Raw genomic sequence first — 17,838 nt, forward strand, 5'->3', positions numbered from 1 at the left:
CGGGCCACTCGGCGTTCCGGACGTCGTGCGCGTGTCATTCGAGTCTGGGCGTCAGCCGTTCGGGACCGGCCTGCAACTGGTCCCGGAGCTTCTGCCGCAGCTCCAGTTCCTCGTCCGACAGCGAACCCGGCGCCACCCGGGGCGGCACGCCGCGCACCGCCTCCCCGCGGGACACGGGCGGCTCGTAGTGCGTGGGCGCGGTGCGCACGGTCAGGGCCGTGGTCCCGATGAGGGCGACCGTGACGGCGATCGCGGCCCGGGTCCAGAACCGCGCCCGGCGTTCGCCGACCGACCGCACCGCCGGCGGCTTCGCCGACCAGAGCCGCTCGGCCGAAGCCAGCTCGGCCAGCCGCCGGTGCAGCACCTGCGGGTCGGCCAGCGCGGGCAGCCGGTCGGCGACGGTCTCGCGGGCGCGCAGCAGCCGGTTCGCCGCCGCCGGTGTGCTCGCCTCCGTCTCGGCCGCCGTCTCGGGCAGGCCCAGGCCCACACCGTCGTACAGCAGGAGTGTGCGGCGGTGCCGCGGGGGGAGCCTGAGCAGGGTGTTCAGCAGGGTGCGGTCGCCCGGGTCGGCGGGCGGCGGCTCCGGATTCCGGTGCCGCGGGTGGAAGCGCTGCCAGGGGGAGAGCGCGTACTCGTACGCCGTCGCCCGTACCCAGCCCACCGGGTCGCGGTCGCGGGCCACCTCGGGCCAGTGCTCCCAGGCGGCTTGGAAGGCCCGTTCCACCGACTCGCGCGCCGACTCACGACGGCCGGTCAGCAGAAACGCCTGCCGTACGAGGGCGGGGGCGCCGAACTCGTACAACGCGTCGAAAGCCTGAGCGGGCGTCAGCGCGACCGGCTCGGGCTCGGGCTCGGGGACGGAGACGGGTGCGGGTGCGGGTACGGGGTCGGGGTCGGGGTGCTGCGCGGGCGGCTCCGAGGGGGGATCCGGCTCCGTGTGAGTCCCCGGTTCCGGTGTCGGTTCCGCCCGCTGTGCCGCGTCCTCCTCGGCCAGGGTCTTCAGCAGCTTCGCGTACGCCTCCCGTTTCTGGCCTCGTGGAGTGGTGCGGCCGCTCTCCCACGCACGGACCGTCTGACGGGTGACACCCACCCGTGTCGCGAGCTGATCCTGGGTCAGCGCGGCGGTCTCACGCAGGCGTCGGCGTGCCTTGGGGGGTGGGAGTGGGGTTGAGGGGCTCCGTGTCACAGGACGCCCCTTCGTACGAAAAAGTACATAAACATATATTGAGCGACACAGCGGAGCTTCGCCCGTTACATCGGAAAAGCGCGTGTCGTTGGGAGCATGGCGGGCGTGATCCAGACGACCGCTCGTCCAGCCGCTCTCTCCCTGCTGCACACCCACTGGCGCACCCGGTGGCGCGACCGGTCGCCCGGACTGGCCGCCGGTCTCCTGGGCGGCGCGGTCGCGGCGGTACTGGGGCTGGCGGCGTGCGCCGCACTCGTGACGGTGCTGTGGATCAGTTCGCCGTACCCCGACAGCGGACCCGGCGGCGCCCTCCACGTCGGCGCGGCGCTGTGGGTGCTGGCGCACGGGGCCGAACTGGTGCGTGCCGACACGCTCTCCGGCACCCCCGCCCCCGTCGGCGTCACCCCGTTGCTGCTCCTCCTCCTGCCGGTGTGGCTGCTGCACCGTGCGGCCCGCGACGCCACGGACCCCGGGGACGGTGTGGGCGTGGCCGTGGGGGTGGGCGCGAAGGCGGGGACCGGGATGCGTCCGCCGAGGCAGGGGAGCATCCCGGACGCCGGGCCGCCGCCCGTCTCCGCGCGCGTCGCCTGGGCGGGGGTCGTCGTCGGCTACCTCGCCGTCGCCGCCCCCGTCGTGCTGTACGCGCAGGGCGGCGCGCTGCGGCCCTCGTGGTGGTGGGCTGCGGTGTGTCTGCCGCTGGTCACCATGGGTGCCGCGGGCGCCGGCGTGTGGACCGCGTTCGGCCGGCCGGGCGGGCCGGTAGGACGGGCGCTGCGCGTGCTGCCGCGCAAGCTGCGGGAACTGATGGTGGAGCCGGACGCGCGCCTGGGCGCCGCGACGCGCGCCGCGGGCGCCGGCGCGGCGGTCCTCGTCGGGGGCGGCGCGCTGCTGCTCGCGGTGTCGCTCGTGTGGCACGGAGCAGCCGCGGGGGAGGCGTTCCTGCGGCTGACCGAAGGGTGGTCGGGGCGGTTCGCCGTGCTGCTGCTCTGTCTGACGCTGGTGCCGAACGCGGCGGTGTGGGCGGCGGTGTACGCCCTCGGCCCCGGCTTCGTGCTCGGCACCGGGCATGTCGTGGACCTCTCCGCCTCCGCTCCCGCACCGCTGCTGCCGCCGTTCCCGCTGCTGGCGGCGGTGCCGGACGCCGGTCCGGGTACGGCGCTGCACTGGGCGGCCGGAGCGGTGCCGCTGGTTGCGGGCGTGGTGGTGGGGTGGTTCACGGCGCGGGCGGCCACGGTGGGGGTGGCCGCGGCGGGGGCGGACTTGGCGGGCGCGGACATGGCGGGGACGCCGGGCGCGGATCCGGGCGCGGCCCCGGGCCGTTGCGGGGCCGCCGAGGCGTGGTCGTGGCGGCGGACCGCTGCCGCCGCCGTCGTGGCCGCCGGGCTGTGCGCCGTCCTCGTCGCGCTGCTGGCCTCGCTCGCGGGCGGGCCGCTCGGGAACGCCGGGCTCGCCCGGTTCGGGCCGGTGTGGTGGCAGGCCGGGGGCGCGACGCTGGCGTGGATCGGGGCGGTGGCGGTGCCGGTGGCGGTGGCGGCGAGGGCTTGGCGGTGCCGGGGGGCTGCCGCGACGGAGCGCGTGGTGGAGCGGGTTGTGGAGCCCGTGGTGAGGGACGGCGGGGCGGCCGACGGCGGGGGGCGTGGCGGGCGTCGGTGGGCGCGGGTGCCGTTGCCCTCCGTGGGGCGGTGGTGGAAGCGCGAGGCCGGGGCCCCGGCCGAGGTGGGGGAGCGGGACGAGGACGAGGACGAGGGCGAAGCGCCGTACGATCTGCTGCCGGTGGACTCCCCTGCCCAGTCGCCTCGCGCGGGGCGTGACGGCGGGGGGTGACGGCGGGGCGTGACGACGAGGCCCAGGGGGGTGCCCGTGAAGTCTTTCGCCCCCGCCGCCCCTTCCCGTTCCCGTCCCTGGGGGCTGCCGCCCCCAGACCCCCGCTTCGGCCTGGACGGCCTCGTCCTCAAACGCCGGACGGGCTGAGCTGCACCGCCCGGCGTCGAAGAAGGGGCCGGTCAGCCCTCCGTGCCCAGCAGGTCCCGTAGCTGCTCAGGCAGGTGGGTCTCGCAGGACTGTTTCGCGGCGTTGGTCAGGGCGTCGTCGCGGCAGGTGTAGTAGTCGCTGTAGATCAACTGGGCGCTGAAGGACGCGGCGACCAGAACGATGGCCAGGGACGACGTGACCAGGCCGCTGATCGCGGCGGTGCGCTGCGGGCGGCCGGTCTGCTCGGCGGGCGGGGCCGGGGTGTCCGGGTCGGAGGCCGCGCGGGGCTTGGCGCGCAGGGCGCTGATGCCCCAGTACAGGGCGAGGGCGCCGAGCAGCAGCGCCACGTACGGCCAGGTGAACAGGGCGAAGAAGAGGGCCCACATGCCGCTCAGCAGGGCATAGCGGGCACGCCGCTGCGCGGGGTCCTTCGGGTCCCAGCGCTGCCCCGGGCCGCCGCCCTGACCCTCGGGTCCTGGACCGTCGCCTGGCCGGTCGCCGAAACCGCCGGGGGACCGGCCGGGCTGCCGGTCGCTCCACCGGCCGCCCCACGGCGAACGACCACCACCGTCCTGGGAGTCGGGAGAGTCCTGGGAGTCACCGTCGCCCGACGGGCGCCGCGGCTGCCAGGGGCTGTCCGGTGTGCCCTCCGGGGGCGGCGCGAACGGATTGTCCTTGTCGGTGGCGCCGCCGTCCTGCTCGCCGCCGTCCCTCCGGTCCGAAGGCGTGTCGGGCGGTGACGAGGGGCGCTCCCGCAGCAACACGGTGCTGCGCTCCCCTGGCTGCGCCGACTGCTGGGGGAGCGTGAGCAGTCGCAGGCTGCGGTCCGGCATCAAGTGAGCGTCTTCCCCTTGGCGACAATGAACGAGCGAACTGAGAGAACTGGTGGAGCGGACGAACTGGTGGGACGGGCGAACTGGGCGAACCGGTCGGCACGACTGGTGAACGCGTGGCGGGCAGGTCGCGTTCCCGGTCCGCCCCCACGCAGACGCTACCTTCCGGCCACGCCCCCGTCCCGAGGGGGCCGCCCGGTGTGCCGGTATCGTTGCTGACGGTCGGCCGCTTCGTAGACTTCCCCGTATCCAGGGGCGCGAAGCATTCGTACGACTGTACAAACATCGCGAACAGACGAACAGACGAACAGACGAACCGTACAGACCCGCTCCCCCGAGAAAGGCCCCCCACCGTGGCCGCCAAGCCCGTGGCCCAGCGAGCCAAGCGCCTCGTCGTGCTGGTCTCCGGATCCGGCACGAACCTCCAGGCGCTGCTCGACGAGATCGCCGCCACCGGCGTCGAGGCCTACGGAGCCGAGATCGTGGCCGTCGGCGCCGACCGCGACGGCATCGAGGGACTCGCGCGCGCCGAGCGTGCCGGGCTGACGACCTTCGTACGAAAGGTCAAGGACTACGGGACCCGTGAGGAGTGGGACGCGGCCCTCGCCGAAGCCGTCGCCGCCCACGAACCGGACCTCGTCGTCTCGGCGGGGTTCATGAAGATCGTGGGCAAGGAGTTCCTGGCCCGCTTCGGAGGGCGGTTCGTGAACACCCACCCCGCTCTCCTGCCCAGCTTCCCGGGGGCCCACGGGGTGCGCGACGCGCTCGCGTACGGCGCCAAGGTCACCGGCTGCACCGTCCACTTCGTCGACGACGGCGTCGACACCGGGCCGATCATCGCGCAGGGCGTGGTGGAGGTCCGGGACGAGGACGACGAAGACGAAGGTGTCGCTCTGCACGAGCGCATCAAGGAAGTCGAGCGAAAGCTGCTCGTCGATGTCGTGGGGCGGCTCGCCCGCAACGGCTATCGCATTGAGGGACGAAAGGTAGTTATCCAGTGACCGCCACCGCCACCGCCGAGAGCAACAAGCGGGCCATCCGTCGCGCGCTCGTCAGCGTCTACGACAAGACCGGGCTCGAGGACCTCGCCCGTGGGCTGCACGAGGCGGGCGTCGAACTCGTCTCCACCGGGTCGACCGCCGGCCGTATCTCGGCCGCCGGTGTCCCCGTCACCAGGGTCGAGGAGCTGACCGGCTTCCCCGAGTGCCTGGACGGCCGCGTCAAGACGCTGCACCCCAAGGTGCACGCCGGCATCCTCGCCGACCTGCGCCTGGAGAGCCACCGCCAGCAGCTCGGCGAGCTGGGCGTGGAGCCGTTCGACCTGGTCGTGGTCAACCTCTACCCGTTCCGCGAGACCGTCGCCTCGGGCGCCACCCCCGACGAATGCGTCGAGCAGATCGACATCGGCGGCCCCTCCATGGTGCGCGCCGCCGCCAAGAATCACCCCTCGGTCGCGGTCGTCACCAGCCCGGCCCGGTACGCCGACGTGCTCTCCGCGGCCAAGGACGGCGGCTTCGACCTGGCCGCCCGCAAGCGGCTGGCGGCCGAGGCGTTCCAGCACACCGCCGCGTACGACGTGGCCGTCGCCTCCTGGTTCGCCTCCGAGTACGCGCCCGTCGACGAGTCCCGGTTCCCGGACTTCCTCGGCGCCACCTACGAGCGCGCGCACACCCTGCGCTACGGCGAGAACCCGCACCAGCCCGCCGCCCTCTACACCTCCCCCGAGGGCGGTGGCCTCGCGCAGGCCGAGCAACTGCACGGCAAGGAGATGTCGTACAACAACTACACGGACACGGACGCCGCCCGCCGTGCCGCGTACGACCACGCCGAGCCCTGCGTCGCGATCATCAAGCACGCCAACCCGTGCGGCATCGCGGTCGGCGCGGACGTCGCCGAGGCGCACCGCAAGGCGCACGCCTGCGACCCGCTGTCCGCGTTCGGCGGCGTGATCGCGGTCAACCGTCCGGTCTCCAAGGAGATGGCCGAGCAGGTCGCCGAGATCTTCACCGAGGTCGTCGTCGCGCCGGACTACGAGGACGGCGCCCTCGAAGCCCTCACCAAGAAGAAGAACATCCGCGTCCTGCGGGCTCCCGAGGCGCCCGCCGCCCCGGTCGAGGTCAAGCCCATCGACGGCGGCGCCCTCCTTCAGGTCACCGACCGCCTCCAGGCCGAGGGCGACGACCCCGCCACCTGGACCCTGGCCACCGGCGAGGCACTCTCCCCGTCCGAGCTCGCCGAGCTGGCCTTCACCTGGAAGGCCTGCCGGGCCGTCAAGTCCAACGCGATCCTCCTCGCCAAGGACGGCGCCTCCGTCGGCGTCGGCATGGGCCAGGTCAACCGCGTCGACTCCGCGAAGCTCGCGGTGGAGCGGGCCGGCGCCGAGCGCGCGCAGGGGGCGTACGCCGCCTCCGACGCCTTCTTCCCCTTCCCGGACGGCCTGGAGATCCTCACCGCGGCCGGCGTGAAGGCCGTGGTCCAGCCCGGCGGCTCGGTCCGCGACGAACTGGTCGTCGAGGCCGCGAAGAAGGCCGGCGTGACGATGTACTTCACGGGGACGCGGCACTTCTTCCACTGAGCGGCACGTGCAGGGCGGCCCGCCGGTAGTACAGCCAGTACACCGGCGGGCCGCATTCGTCGTATCTCAGAGCCGTACGCACCTGAGCGAGCCGCCCCGCGTGAACTCCCACCTGAGGTGTTTACGGGTTTGTTCTCCGTAGCCGCCGTCCGCGCTGATGTTCTCCTTGTCCTGGGCGTAAACGAGTGCGTTCCTGGTGTTGTTGCCGAAGACGCCGTCGATGGTGAGGCTGCGGTTGTAGCACACGTTCAGCGACCGCTGGAGCATGGCGACGGACTTGCTCTGCGCGCCGGGATTCATGTAGCAGTCCGCGTTGCCGTTGTAGCCCGGAAGGTATGCCGTGTAGGTGTAGCTGGAGATCGTCCTGGTCGTGGTTGCGTAGCCGTCGTTGCACCAGCCGGCGTAAGCGGCGGCCGGGGTGGCCGTCGCGATGCCCAGCCCGAGCCCGGACAGCAGCATGAGGCCGGTGACGGCCCCCGCCTTGACGCGCAGCCCTTGTAGCTTCTGCATCGGGCCCCCTGAATTCATGTCTGTGCCGGATAGTCCGGCGCGCTTACCTGGGCAGGACGACCGGCGTGCCGGGGCTGCCCCACAGCGCGCTACCAATTGGTGATGTAAAAGCATGCCCACTGTCCGATGCCGCCGCTGTACTGGTAGGCCCACTTGATGTTCGTGCGCGTCTGTTTGCCGTAGCCGCCGTCCGCGCTGATGTCCTCGCGGCCCTGGGCGTAGATGAGGGCGTTCCTGGTGTTGTTGCCGAAGATTCCGTCGACGTCCAGATTGCGTCCGTAGCACTTGTTCAGCGTTGTCTGCAGTGCCGAGACGGCCTTGCTCTGAGCGCCCCGGTTCATGTAGCAGTCGACATTGCCGTTGTAGGCCGGAATCTTGGCGTGATAACCGGAGTTGGAGATCGTCCTGCCCACCTGGCCGTTGCAGTAGCCCGCGTAGGCGGCGGCGGGAGTCGCGGTGGTCAGGCCGAGTCCGGCGCCGGACAGCACAACGGCTGCGGCGGAGACCCCCGCCCTGGTGCGCAGAACGCGAAGTTTCTTCATCTTCATGGTCCCCTTGTGTCAGTGTCGACTTGGTCGTGAGGTGGCGCCTGACGCGCCCGGCGCGTTGGTCATGGCTCGCGTCGATGTCCCCAGCATGTTGGTGCTGTGTGCTCCTGCCACGGCCATGCTGGCCGAGGCAGGTGCTCCGGGGAACCTGGAAAGTTTCAGGTTTGAGCCGCGGAACCGGCGACGCCGTCGTACGCCTCTTCGTGCCACTCGCACCACACACGGTCTTGCCGCCGAGTCCCTGTTCCACGCCCCCGTGCAGCGCCAACGCGTTGAGCAGGAGGAGGCCACGGCCTGTCTCGTCTTCCGCGCCAGGGTGGCGCGGGACCAGCCGGATACGTGGGTCCGGGTCGGTGATCTCCAGGCGCGTACGGCCTTCCGGTGTGTGGGACAGGCGGAGGGTCACCGGCGTCCCCTCGCCGACGTGGTTGATCACGTTGGTCAGCAGCTCGCTGACGCAGAGCTGGGCTTCGGGGCAGGGCGCGCCGAGGTGTTCGCGGACCGCCCGGCGAACCTCGGGTACTGCCTTGGGGAGGGCGAGCAGTTTGAGGGTGAGAGGTTCGGTCACTGGCCGGCTGCCTTGCGGAGGGCGGCGGTCAGGGCACGGGCGGTCGCTTCGTTGCAGTTGCCGAGGGAGATGAGGGGCGCCGTGCCGTACGCGCCCGCGAAGGTCGGCAGGTCGGTGCCGAGGGAGGGGAGTGTGATGCCGTTCGCGGCCAGCGCGGTGCGGAGTTGGTCGACGCAGGTAGCGGCGTCGTCGTGGGGGTGCATGGGGTACGCCTTTCCGAGCCCTGTGCGGTCTGTGACGAATCACTCACAGAGTGGTGCGAGGTGGCGTACCGTGAAAGACCCTTCGGTTGCGCACGGTAACTGGCGAACGGCGGTGGTGGGTTGTGCCTCCTCGTAAGGACACTGACGCTTCGGTGAGCGTCCCCTGCTTCTACGGCGCGGAGTTGCGCTACAAGCGAGAGCAAGCGGAACTGACGTTGGAGCAGTTGGCGGACGGCAGTTTCCGGGGAATCTCGTTCCTGAGCCAGATCGAGCGGGGCGAGCGGGGGATGCCGTTGGACCTGGCCCGGCATGTGGACGAGCGGCTGCAGACGGACGGGTTCTTCCAGCGGCGCTGCGAAGACGCGGCGAAGGCGCGGCGGGTGGGCATCGCCCCACACTTCGCGGACGTCGCCGAACTGGAGAAACTGGCTCGGACGATCGAGGACTGGGCTCCCCTGCTGGTGCCCGGACTGCTCCAGACCAGGGCGTACGCGACTGCGATTGCTCGATCGGCGATGCCACGAGCCTCGGACATCGAGGTCGAGGAAGTCGTGAAGGCTCGCCTGGATCGGGCGAAGCTCTTCAGGCGAGAGTCGCCGCCCAAGTTCTGGGCGATTGTCGACGAGTCGGTCATCCGGCGGCGGGTGTTGCCGTCTGCCGGAATGGCCGAGTTGCTGGACCACATTGCTGAGGTGGTCAGGACCACCCGCTCGATTGTGCAGGTTGTCCCGGAACACGCGATGCACCCGTTCTTGATGGGGCTGACGCGGATCATGACCTTCCCGGACGCACCGCCGCTGGTGTACACGGAGGGGATGCACAGTGGCCAAGTCATCGACTATCCGGCCCTCGTGATGGACTACCGCGAGTCGTACGATCTGCTCAGGGCCGCCGCACTGCCGCCGGAGGCGTCCCTGGCCATGATCGAGGCAGCAGCGGAGGAACGCCGGAATGAAGCCCAACAGCAACGTCGACCTTAGCTCCGTGCAGTGGCGCAGGAGCACCTACAGCAGCGGGACCGGCGGTGAGTGCGTCGAGGTGACCGATGATCTCCCCGGCCTCGTCCCCGTCCGCGACTCCAAACGCGCGGAGGGCCCGGCGCTGGTGTTCCCCACCCGCGCCTGGGCCCCTTTCGTCGAGTCCCTCTGACGGACCGAGGTCTACGGGTGGAGGCAGGCCCAGGTGTTCGGGCCGATGATTCCGTCGTCTGCGATGCGGCACCTCATCTGCATGGCTACCACCCCGGCCTCCGTCACTTCCCCGAAGACCCCGTCTATGGCCACGGCGTTGTAGCCCCAGACGCGGTTCAGCAGACATTGGGCGTGACGCACGGCCGAGCCGGTGCTTCCCCTGCTGAGTACGGGATGGGAGCCGCTGTAGTTGCAGGGGCCCAGGGCGGTCGCGGAGGACCCGGCGACGCTCTCGGGTGCGGGCGCGGCGGCTGCCGCGGGTACGGAGAGGACACCGCCGACCAAGGCCGCCACGGATACGGTAAGAGCGAGACGCTTGCGTAGGGACATGCCGGTCACACCTTTCGGAAGCTCGGAAGCAGTTGCACTTCGCGGCGGGAATCGCCGGCACAGAACTTACGAGCGGAGCATCCGCCGTGCGTCAAACCAACGGTGTACTTGTGCCGTAAACCTGCGCGGTAGCAAAGCTCAGGACTCCCCGCCCTTGCGCAGCGCCCGCCACGTCGCCGGGCCCACCATCCCGTCCGCGTCCAGGCCCGCCCGCTTCTGGAAGATGAGGACCGCGCTCTGGGTCTTCGGGCCGAAGTCGCCGTCCACCTCGCCGACCTCCTCGATGCCGTGGAGGTGGCGGAGCAGGCACTGGAGCTCTCTGACCTGGCTGCCGCCGTCTCCCCGCTTGATGGTGAAGTCCCACGTGCCGCTCTGGCCCGCCTGGTATCCGCGACGGCCCTCGGCGTCCTCGTGGACCGTGGGCTTCTGACAGGTGGGAGGCGCGGCGGCGACGGGGGCCGACTCCCACGGGGTGGTGTAGGCGATGCTCGCCGCTCCCAGGATCGCTGCCGCGAGCGCTGCCGCCAGGGCCGGGCGGCGCCACCGCCGGGGGCGGAGCCTCGGGAGCCGGGCGGACCGGGAGGTGCCCGCCGCCTCCTCCACGCGGCGCAGCAGCGCGGCGGTGTCGGTGGTGCGTTGCGCGTGGGTCGGGGCGAGGCAGTCCCGCAGGATGGTCTGCCAGACGTCGGGGAGGTCGGGAGACAGGCGTAGTTCCTCACGGCCGCCGGCATAGCGCATCGCGGCGTCGGAGCGTGCCTCCGAGCTGCCGCCGGGCAGGGGGAACTCCCCGGTGAGGACCACGTGCGCGAGGACGCCGAAGGCCCAGACGTCGGCCGACGGGCGGATTCGGGTTCCGCGCTCGTCGACTTCGGGCCACAGGAGTTCGGGCGGGGTGTAGTCCGGGGTGGCGAAGGCGGGGGTGTAGGCGTGGGTGCCTTCCAGCTCGGCGGCCAGGTTGAAGTCGGCGAGCCGGGCCGAACCGTCCGCCATCAGCAGAACATTGGCCGGTTTCAGATCCCCGTGCAGCCAGCCCGCGTGGTGCAACTGGTGCAGGCCCTCGCAGATCTGGGCCAGCAGGGCCGGACCGGCGTCCGGGCGCGGGGTCCGGGACAGTACGGCGTCCAGGGAGCCCTCGGCGCGCTCCAGCACCAGGACGGTCGCGCCGTCCAGCTCGGGATGGTCCGGGTCGTCGACCGTCAGGGTGTCGTACATCCGGATCAGGCGGGGGGAGCGGAGGCGGCGCAGCAGTTGTACCTCGCGTTCGGCCAGGTCGCGCAGGTGGTGCAGTTGGCGCGGGGTACGGGTGCCGGTGGGCAGGAACTTCAGCGCCGCCCGGCGTGGCAGTTCGCCGCCGTCGGAGGTGCGGCTCACCGTGCCGGGCGCGTGGCGGACCGCCTCGTAGACGGTGGCGAACGCGCCGGACGCGAGCGGCTCGCGCACCTCCCAGGGCCCGATCCGGTAGCCCTTGGGCACCGGGACCGCGTACGGCCGCCCGGTCACCGTGCCGCTCCGCTCGGGGCCGGGGCGAGTACGACGAGGTCGTCCTCGCGGACCAGGTCGAAGCGGAGGGCGAGCGAGGCCAGGGACTCCTTCTTGCCGTGGGTGCGTCTGCCGGGCTCGGCCGTGTCCGGGCCCGGTCTCAGCCGCAGTTTGACGGCGAGGTAGTCGATGTTCCAGTAGACGGCGGAGCGGCTGACCTTGGGCCAGCAGGGCCGCAGCCGCTCCACGATCTCCTCGACGGCGGGCAGCGGCGCCCGGGGTTCACCGCGCAGGCGCCGCTCGCACAGCGCGGCCAGGACCGCGAAGTACCGCTTGGTGCGGTCAAGGGCGAACGCCGGGACCGTGCCGGCCCCCTCAAGACCGCGGCGTTCGATGCTGCGGAAGGCGTGCCGCGGAGCCCAGACGTCGAAGGTGAGCAGGTCACCCGCGGCCGGCAGGGTCACGCGCGCCAGCTCGAACGGTACGGGCGCCTCCACGCGGCCGGGGGGCACCTTGATGTGCTCGCCGGCGCCCTCCGGGTTCTCCACCACATAGGTCTGGTCCTCGCTGAGATTGCTCAGCAGCCAGAAGGTGCGGTGCGCCGTGATCTCCCCGGCGATTCTGGGCACCCCCGCGTGTGCGATGACGAGCCCGCCGCCCCGGGCCGATGCCCTGCCGAACTCGACGCGGTCGCCCGTGCCGATCCTTAGCTGTTCGGTGACGCTGCCGCACGACGGCGGCACGACGATGACGCTGTACATGGAGTCGTCCCCCTCCCCAGTCCAACAAGGGGCAGCGTACGGGAGACGGGTGAGGGCAGCCTAAGCATTCGGACGGTGCGGCGCGGCGTGGCGGGGTCGGTGACGTCCGCTGGTGACGTCCGTCGGTGACGTCCGTCGGTGACGTCCGTCGGTCGGCCTGACGGCGAAACGGCGGCCCTCGGTTCTCCTCCGCGGAGGGAACCGAGGGCCGCCGGACGGGCAGACCCGGGTGAGCGGATCAGCAGGGGCGCAGGTACCAGACCGGGTCCCAGTCCGCCCGGCCCGCCTCGTAGGCCGTGGACGTCCAGCGGACGCTGCGGTCCTGGTTGTAGAACTTGGCGACCGTGCCCGAGGTCTGGTTGTTGGTGAACGGGCCGTCGCCCGTCCAGTTGGAGAGCTTCCACATCTGACACTTGTAGAAGTCGAACTTGGTGCCGTCGACGACCATGCACAGGTGGCCGTAGCGGCAGGCCAGGTCCTGGGCGCCCTTGGTCACGGGCGCGTCCGTCACGGTCAGGCCCTCGTACTGGACCGCGTCGGCGGACACGCGCAGGGGCTTCGGGCTGTCGGCCAGTACCTGCTCGGCCTTCTGCTGGAGGCCGGTGACCCGGGTGCCGTCCGGGCCGTCGGCGGCGGTGGCCGTGATCGTGGAGCCGGCGGCCAGTGCGGTGGCCGCGAAGAGGAGTGCCGCGGGCTTGATGATGTTCATCGTTGTTCCCCCGAGAACGTCGGTGTCGTACCGCCGAAGCGGTGTGCTCACACCGTGCCCCGGGACGCCCGCCGGGTGGTACCTCAGAACTCTCAGGGTCACTTCCCGCCGGAGGGCGTGTACTCCTTGAGGCGGTGAGCGACGCGGTCGGCGTAGTCGCGGTACTTCGGGGGAACCCCGCCCGCGTCGTTCACCTTCTTGTACGACGTCCGGTAGGACAGAGCGATCAGCACTCTGCGGTCGCCCCGCAGACCGGCGTCGAGGTGCGGCGTGATCCAGCAGAGGTAGCGGCCCATCGCCGGAATGGACTCGGCGGGCGGGAACGGCGGCCGGGGCACGGTCTTGTCCGGTGCGCCGTCCGCGTTCATCCACCAGCGCAGCACGCTCGGGGTCCAGCGGGCGATGCCGTACTCGTTCTTGTCCGGGTCGGCGAGGTCCGGGTCGAAGTCGCTCTCGACCTTCAGCATGGCCGCGATCAGGGCCGGGCTGACCTCCTTGTGTCCACACTCGTGCGCCGTATCCACGATCAGCCGGCGATAGGCGGGCGGCACGTCCCGGTCGGTACGCAGTTCGGCCGCTCCGTAGGAGGCGGCGGCGACGCTCGCGGTGCCGCCGGGGCGCGGGCCCGCTACGGGCTCCCGGCCGTCGTCGGCCCAGCGGACGACGCCGTAGCCGAGCGCGGTGAGGGCGACCAGCCCCGCGGCCGCGGCGGCGAGGACCTTGCGCCGGGGGCGTGCGCGGGGCCGCCGGAGCGAGAACCTCGCCAGGCCGCTCGCGCCGCCCGTCATGCCGCCCGTCACGCCTGTCACCCGCCGCAGCAGCGCGTCGGTGCCGATGCGGTCGGCGTGTGTACGGGTCAGGCACGCCCGCACGATCTCCCGCCACGCCGACGGCAGTTCGGGGGACAGGCGCAGTTCGTGGGTGCCGCGTGCGTAGGCGATCGCGGCGTCGCGGCGGGCCGTCGGGGTGCCGCCGGGCAGCGGGAAGGACCCCGTGAGCACCAGGTGGGCCAGGACGCCGAAGGCCCACACGTCGGCGGACGGGCGGATCCGGCGGCCCCGTTCACCGATCTCGGACCACAGCAGCTCGGGCGGCGTGTAGTCCGGGGTGGAGAAGGCGGGCGTGTAGGCGTGGGTGCCTTCCATCTCCGCGGCCATGTTGAAGTCGGCGAGCCGCACCGAACCGTCCGCCATCAGCAGCACGTTGGCCGGTTTCAGGTCCCCGTGCACCCAGCCCGCCCGGTGCAACTGGGCCAGCCCGGCGCAGACCTGGGCGAGCAGCACGGGCCCGGCCGGCGGGCGGGGCGTGGCGCGGAGCAGGGCGGACAGGGAGCCCTCGGCCCGCTCCAGGACGAGGACGGTGGCACCGTCGAGCCTGCTGTTCGCGGGGTCGTCGACGGTGAGGGTCTCGTACATCCGGATCAGCCGGGGCTGTCGCAGTCGGCGCAGCAACTCCACCTCGCGCTCGATCAGGTCCCGCAGGTGGGCCAGTTGGCGCGGGGTGCCGGTGCCGGTGGGCAGGAACTTCAGCGCGGCCGTCTGCGGCAGGTCGCCGCCCGTGCCGTCGGCGCCACCCGTGTCACCGGCGCTGCCCTCGTCGTCGGCGCCGTCCGTGCGGTGCGCGGCGTACACGCTGCCGAAGGCGCCGGTCGCGATCGGCTCGCGCACCTCCCAGGCACCCACCCGGTACCCCCTGGGCACCGGGACGGCGTACGGCTCCGTCATCGCAGTGCCTGTCCTGACGGTTCCGTGAGGACCACCAGGTCGTCCTCGCGGACCAGGTCGAAGCGGAGCGCCAGCGAGACCAGCGACTCCTTCTTGCCGTTCAGCCGCGGACCCGGCTCGGCGGTCTCCGGGCCCGGCTTCAGCCGCAGCTTCACCGCGAGGTAGTCGATGTTCCACTGCACGGACGTACGGGACGCGGCCGGCCAGGCCGGGCGGAGCCGCTCGACGACCTGGTCCATGGTGGGCAGCGGCGCGTGCGGCGCCCCGCGCAGCCGCGGCTCGCACAGCGCGGCCAGCACCGCGAAGTACCGCTTGGTGCGGTCGACGGAGAACGCCGGGGCGGTCGGCTCGCCGTCGGTGCCGTCCTCTCCGCGCAGATAGTCGTGGCGCGGCGCCCACACCTCGACCGGCAGCAGGTCGCCGGCCGCGGGCAGCACGATCCGCGAGAACTCGAACGGCACCGGGGCGTCCAGCCGGCCCGGCGCGACCTTGATGTGCTCGCCGGCGCCCTCCGGGTTCTCCACCACGTAGGTCTGCTGGGCGGAGAGGTTGCTCACGGTCCAGAACGTGCCGTGCGCGGTGATCTCACCCGCTCTGCGCGACACCCCGTCGTGCCCGATCAGCAGACCCCCCTCGGGCACGGACCGCCCGAAGACGAGCCGTTCGCCGGGCGCGAGCCGGAACTGGGTACTGGTCTCTTCGTCCTCCGGGGTCGGCGGAGGTACCACGATGATGCTGTACAAGGTGCGTCTCCCCGTGCCTGACGGCTACCCGAGCCAGCCTAGGGCGACGCACCAGGGCCGTGCCCCCCTCGTACGGGTGAGACACGGCCCTGTGACGTGATTGGCCAGAAGTACGCCGTGGCGGACGCCGGTTCGGCACGGGCGCACGCCGGTTGGGTACCGGCATACGCCGGTTCAGTACCGCGGGCGGGTGAACCAGGCGCTGCCGTTCCTGTTGGCGCAGAACACGATGATCAGGATGCCGAGGATCACACTGATCAGGGCGAAGACGTTCGAAGCGAACAGGCTGATGACGCTGAACAGGAGGACCACCGACGCGTACACGATGGCGGACACGCGCGCGCCGCCCCGTCCCGAGGCGAACTTGACGGCCGTGAATATCGCCCAGAAAGCAAACGCCAGCACGATGACACCGAAGACGATCATGACGCCGGCGCCGATGTCGGCGACGGTGTCCGCGTCCTCCGCGGAGATGTTCGGGTCGGTGGAGGCCGCGTCCTCGAACTGGTCCACGAACCAGGCGCTGGCGACCATCATCAGCAGACCGCCGATGACCTGGAAGGCGCCCAGCACGAACAGCATCACGCGCGCGGCCTTCACCGAGCCCGGCATGACCGCCGGACCCGGCGCGTAGCCGCCGCCGTAGGGCTGCTGCACCGGCGGGGCCGCGGGGTAGCCGTAGCCCGGCTGACCCTGGCCCTGGGGCTGCTGCTGGGGGTAGCCGTAGTTCGGCTGCTGGCCGCCCTGGGGCGGGCCGTAGGGGTTGTTCGGGTCGCCGAAACTCATGGCGGGACTTCCTCCGTCGCTGTCAAGTGCGGGGACGACGCGCGGCCCGACTCGGAGGAAGTCATTACGAAGCGGTTCGTCCCCCCGGTACGGCCCCGCGGCACTGTGCTGTCCCATCGTTCTTGACCGAACTCTTACTTGTCCACCCCGCCCGCAAGGTGTTGTGCAAGTGCAACAACGCCGATCATGGGCGGATACGGGTGGAGGCGTCCGCCGGCGTCCGGATGATGGCCTGATTGGAACCCGGGGCCGGTCATCCCCGAGAATGGGGGCATGACCGCCCAGATTCTCGATGGCAAGGCCACCGCAGCCGCGATCAAGTCCGAACTGGCCGCCCGCGTGGCGGCGCTGAAGGAGAGGGGTGTCACACCCGGCCTCGGCACCGTCCTGGTGGGCGACGATCCCGGCAGTCAGAAGTACGTCGCAGGCAAGCACCGCGACTGCGCCCAGGTCGGCATCGCCTCCATCCAGCGCGAGCTGCCCGCCACGGCCACGCAGGAGGAGATCGAGGCGGTCGTCCGCGAGCTGAACGAGGACCCGGCCTGCACCGGGTACATCGTCCAGCTTCCGCTGCCCAGGGGCATCGACGAGAACCGCATCCTGGAACTGATGGACCCGGACAAGGACGCGGACGGCCTGCACCCGATGAATCTCGGCCGCCTCGTGCTGAACGAGCCGGCGCCGCTGCCCTGCACCCCCAACGGCATCCTCACCCTCCTGCGCCGCTACGGCGTGGAGATCAAGGGTGCCGAGGTCGTGGTCGTCGGCCGAGGTGTCACCATCGGCCGCCCGATGCCGCTGCTGCTCACCCGGCGCAGCGAGAACGCCACCGTGACCCAGTGCCACACCGGCACCCGGGACCTGGCCGCCCACCTCAAGCGCGCGGACATCGTCATCGCCGCGGCCGGCTCCCCGCACCTGGTCCGTCCCGAGGACGTCAAGCCGGGCGCCGCCGTCCTCGACGTCGGCGTCTCCCGCAACGCCGAGGGCAAGATCATGGGCGACGTCCACCCCGGCGTGGCCGAGGTGGCCGCCTGGATCTCCCCGAACCCCGGCGGCGTCGGACCCATGACCCGGGCCGAGCTGCTCGTCAACGTGGTGGAGGCGGCGGAGCGCAGTGCCGGCTGAGGAGATCAACGCCGAGCGGCCCGTGGACCAGAAAGAGCAGGGAGAGCAGGCGGAGCAAGGGGAGCAGGCGGAGCAGGGGGAGCAGCAGGACCTCACCGTCCGCGACCCCGTCAGCGCGCCCGACGCCAAGGGGCGGCCACGACGCGTCACGCGCCGGTTCCCGCTCTTCACCCGCGACACCGCGCGCCCCGAGGGCGGCGGCCGGGCCGCGGCCGGGGACGCCCCGGCACCCGCCCGGCAGTGGCCGGTGCTCCTGGTGGTCGGCCTGGTCGGAGTCGGCCTGCTGATCACCGGGCTCGACGTGTTCCGGTGGGGGCTGGTGCTCATCGGCGCCGCGCTGCTGATCGGTGCCGTGCTGCGCTGGTTCGTGCTGGACGTCGGCATGCTCGCCGTGCGTTCGCGATTCACCGACGTCGTCACCTACGGCGTCCTGGGCACCGCGATCGTCGTGCTGTCACTGATGGCGCAGCCGGATCCGCGACTCCACATCCCGTTCCTCAACGACCTGCTGCACTTCACCGTGAGCGGTTAGGACCGGTCCCGGCCCTACTACGACACGACGGCCCGTCCTCCCCCCCGTGGAAGGACGGGCCG

General features: G+C 71.8%; 19 protein-coding genes and 1 pseudogene. 7 read left to right on the forward strand and 13 right to left on the reverse strand.

Annotation, left to right across the window (positions count from 1 at the left end):
* Positions 1-34: 34 nt before the first annotated feature.
* Positions 35-1,186, reverse strand: a complete 1,152-nt coding sequence (locus tag KUM40_RS26745; protein WP_217168753.1) for a helix-turn-helix domain-containing protein — start codon at positions 1,184-1,186, stop codon at positions 35-37.
* 96 nt (positions 1,187-1,282) lie between these two features.
* Here KUM40_RS26745 and KUM40_RS26750 point away from each other — a divergent pair, with 96 nt between their 5' ends.
* Positions 1,283-3,010 carry a DUF6350 family protein gene (locus tag KUM40_RS26750; RefSeq protein ID WP_217168754.1) on the forward strand — a complete coding sequence of 576 codons (1,728 nt, stop codon included), beginning with the start codon at positions 1,283-1,285 and terminating at the stop codon, positions 3,008-3,010.
* A gap of 179 nt (positions 3,011-3,189) precedes the next feature.
* On the opposite strand, the gene KUM40_RS26755 is transcribed toward KUM40_RS26750, so the two are convergent.
* On the reverse strand, positions 3,190-3,990 hold the full coding sequence (locus KUM40_RS26755) for a hypothetical protein (RefSeq protein WP_217168755.1): 801 nt from the start codon (positions 3,988-3,990) through the stop codon (positions 3,190-3,192).
* Positions 3,991-4,343: 353 nt separating this feature from the next.
* On the opposite strand from KUM40_RS26755, the gene purN reads away from it, so the two are divergent.
* Together purN and purH are read left to right on the forward strand one after the other, a co-directional pair.
* A complete protein-coding gene (purN, locus tag KUM40_RS26760) occupies positions 4,344-4,991 on the forward strand; it encodes a phosphoribosylglycinamide formyltransferase (protein WP_217168756.1) in 648 nt (215 codons plus the stop codon).
* Positions 4,988-6,565, forward strand: a complete 1,578-nt coding sequence (gene purH, locus KUM40_RS26765) for a bifunctional phosphoribosylaminoimidazolecarboxamide formyltransferase/IMP cyclohydrolase (protein WP_217168757.1) — start codon at positions 4,988-4,990, stop codon at positions 6,563-6,565. Before purN ends, purH begins: the two co-directional genes overlap by 4 nt.
* Before the next feature lie 66 nt (positions 6,566-6,631).
* Here purH and KUM40_RS26770 read toward each other — a convergent pair whose 3' ends face one another.
* The 4 genes and pseudogenes from KUM40_RS26770 to KUM40_RS26785 form a co-directional block, all read right to left on the reverse strand.
* The gene (locus KUM40_RS26770) at positions 6,632-7,075 is read right to left on the reverse strand and encodes a peptidoglycan-binding protein (RefSeq protein ID WP_254395731.1); all 444 of its coding nucleotides are present in this window, start codon (positions 7,073-7,075) and stop codon (positions 6,632-6,634) included.
* Between the two features lie 89 nt (positions 7,076-7,164).
* Positions 7,165-7,617 carry a peptidoglycan-binding protein gene (locus KUM40_RS26775; RefSeq protein WP_217168758.1) on the reverse strand — a complete coding sequence of 151 codons (453 nt, stop codon included), beginning with the start codon at positions 7,615-7,617 and terminating at the stop codon, positions 7,165-7,167.
* Between the two features lie 286 nt (positions 7,618-7,903).
* A pseudogene (locus KUM40_RS41690) lies at positions 7,904-8,191 on the reverse strand (ATP-binding protein); the annotation flags it as partial.
* Complete coding sequence (locus KUM40_RS26785; protein ID WP_217168759.1) at positions 8,188-8,394, reverse strand: hypothetical protein; 207 nt, start codon at positions 8,392-8,394, stop codon at positions 8,188-8,190. The gene KUM40_RS26785 and the pseudogene KUM40_RS41690, both read right to left, overlap by 4 nt.
* A 122-nt stretch (positions 8,395-8,516) precedes the next feature.
* Here KUM40_RS26785 and KUM40_RS26790 point away from each other — a divergent pair, with 122 nt between their 5' ends.
* A complete protein-coding gene (locus KUM40_RS26790) occupies positions 8,517-9,374 on the forward strand; it encodes a helix-turn-helix transcriptional regulator (protein ID WP_217168760.1) in 858 nt (285 codons plus the stop codon).
* Positions 9,346-9,543 carry a DUF397 domain-containing protein gene (locus KUM40_RS26795; protein WP_217168761.1) on the forward strand — a complete coding sequence of 66 codons (198 nt, stop codon included), beginning with the start codon at positions 9,346-9,348 and terminating at the stop codon, positions 9,541-9,543. The genes KUM40_RS26790 and KUM40_RS26795 overlap by 29 nt, the downstream gene beginning before the upstream one ends.
* An 11-nt stretch (positions 9,544-9,554) precedes the next feature.
* On the opposite strand, the gene KUM40_RS26800 is transcribed toward KUM40_RS26795, so the two are convergent.
* From KUM40_RS26800 to KUM40_RS26830, 7 genes are all read right to left on the reverse strand, one after another.
* Positions 9,555-9,914, reverse strand: coding sequence for a peptidoglycan-binding protein (locus KUM40_RS26800; protein WP_217168762.1), 360 nt, complete (start codon positions 9,912-9,914; stop codon positions 9,555-9,557).
* Between the two features lie 138 nt (positions 9,915-10,052).
* Entirely contained in the window at positions 10,053-11,414 is a 1,362-nt protein-coding gene (locus tag KUM40_RS26805; RefSeq protein WP_217168763.1) for a protein kinase, read from the reverse strand.
* On the reverse strand, positions 11,411-12,154 hold the full coding sequence (locus KUM40_RS26810) for an FHA domain-containing protein (protein WP_217168764.1): 744 nt from the start codon (positions 12,152-12,154) through the stop codon (positions 11,411-11,413). The genes KUM40_RS26805 and KUM40_RS26810 overlap by 4 nt, the downstream gene beginning before the upstream one ends.
* Positions 12,155-12,392: 238 nt before the next feature.
* Positions 12,393-12,863, reverse strand: coding sequence for a hypothetical protein (locus KUM40_RS26815; RefSeq protein ID WP_217168765.1), 471 nt, complete (start codon positions 12,861-12,863; stop codon positions 12,393-12,395).
* Between the two features lie 98 nt (positions 12,864-12,961).
* Positions 12,962-14,587, reverse strand: coding sequence for a protein kinase (locus KUM40_RS26820; RefSeq protein ID WP_217168766.1), 1,626 nt, complete (start codon positions 14,585-14,587; stop codon positions 12,962-12,964).
* A complete protein-coding gene (locus tag KUM40_RS26825) occupies positions 14,584-15,330 on the reverse strand; it encodes an FHA domain-containing protein (RefSeq protein WP_217168767.1) in 747 nt (248 codons plus the stop codon). The genes KUM40_RS26820 and KUM40_RS26825 overlap by 4 nt, the downstream gene beginning before the upstream one ends.
* A gap of 174 nt (positions 15,331-15,504) precedes the next feature.
* Positions 15,505-16,116: a hypothetical protein gene (locus KUM40_RS26830; RefSeq protein WP_217168768.1), complete on the reverse strand. Its 612-nt coding sequence runs from the start codon at positions 16,114-16,116 to the stop codon at positions 15,505-15,507.
* Positions 16,117-16,389: 273 nt separating this feature from the next.
* Between KUM40_RS26830 and KUM40_RS26835 the strand changes: the two genes are divergently transcribed.
* Together KUM40_RS26835 and KUM40_RS26840 are read left to right on the forward strand one after the other, a co-directional pair.
* Positions 16,390-17,244 (forward strand): bifunctional methylenetetrahydrofolate dehydrogenase/methenyltetrahydrofolate cyclohydrolase, encoded by an 855-nt coding sequence (locus KUM40_RS26835; RefSeq protein WP_217168769.1) that lies wholly within the window; start codon positions 16,390-16,392, stop codon positions 17,242-17,244.
* Positions 17,234-17,776 (forward strand): DUF3017 domain-containing protein, encoded by a 543-nt coding sequence (locus tag KUM40_RS26840; protein WP_217168770.1) that lies wholly within the window; start codon positions 17,234-17,236, stop codon positions 17,774-17,776. The genes KUM40_RS26835 and KUM40_RS26840 overlap by 11 nt, the downstream gene beginning before the upstream one ends.
* Positions 17,777-17,838 lie beyond the last annotated feature (62 nt).

Source organism: Streptomyces sp. AC512_CC834 (assembly GCF_019049325.1).
GTDB lineage: Bacteria > Actinomycetota > Actinomycetes > Streptomycetales > Streptomycetaceae > Streptomyces.

Bases quoted from the DNA above. Each gene is read 5' to 3' on its own strand.
- KUM40_RS26835 (WP_217168769.1), top strand. From the start codon at position 16,390: ATGACCGCCCAGATTCTCGATGGCAAGGCCACCGCAGCCGCGATCAAG.
- KUM40_RS26830 (WP_217168768.1), bottom strand. From the start codon at position 16,116: ATGAGTTTCGGCGACCCGAACAACCCCTACGGCCCGCCCCAGGGCGGC.
- KUM40_RS26800 (WP_217168762.1), bottom strand. From the start codon at position 9,914: ATGTCCCTACGCAAGCGTCTCGCTCTTACCGTATCCGTGGCGGCCTTG.
- KUM40_RS26810 (WP_217168764.1), bottom strand. From the start codon at position 12,154: ATGTACAGCGTCATCGTCGTGCCGCCGTCGTGCGGCAGCGTCACCGAA.
- KUM40_RS26785 (WP_217168759.1), bottom strand. From the start codon at position 8,394: ATGCACCCCCACGACGACGCCGCTACCTGCGTCGACCAACTCCGCACC.
- KUM40_RS26820 (WP_217168766.1), bottom strand. From the start codon at position 14,587: ATGACGGAGCCGTACGCCGTCCCGGTGCCCAGGGGGTACCGGGTGGGT.
- KUM40_RS26815 (WP_217168765.1), bottom strand. From the start codon at position 12,863: ATGAACATCATCAAGCCCGCGGCACTCCTCTTCGCGGCCACCGCACTG.
- KUM40_RS26750 (WP_217168754.1), top strand. From the start codon at position 1,283: ATGGCGGGCGTGATCCAGACGACCGCTCGTCCAGCCGCTCTCTCCCTG.
- KUM40_RS26775 (WP_217168758.1), bottom strand. From the start codon at position 7,617: ATGAAGAAACTTCGCGTTCTGCGCACCAGGGCGGGGGTCTCCGCCGCA.
- KUM40_RS26795 (WP_217168761.1), top strand. From the start codon at position 9,346: ATGAAGCCCAACAGCAACGTCGACCTTAGCTCCGTGCAGTGGCGCAGG.
- KUM40_RS26755 (WP_217168755.1), bottom strand. From the start codon at position 3,990: ATGCCGGACCGCAGCCTGCGACTGCTCACGCTCCCCCAGCAGTCGGCG.
- KUM40_RS26770 (WP_254395731.1), bottom strand. From the start codon at position 7,075: ATGCAGAAGCTACAAGGGCTGCGCGTCAAGGCGGGGGCCGTCACCGGC.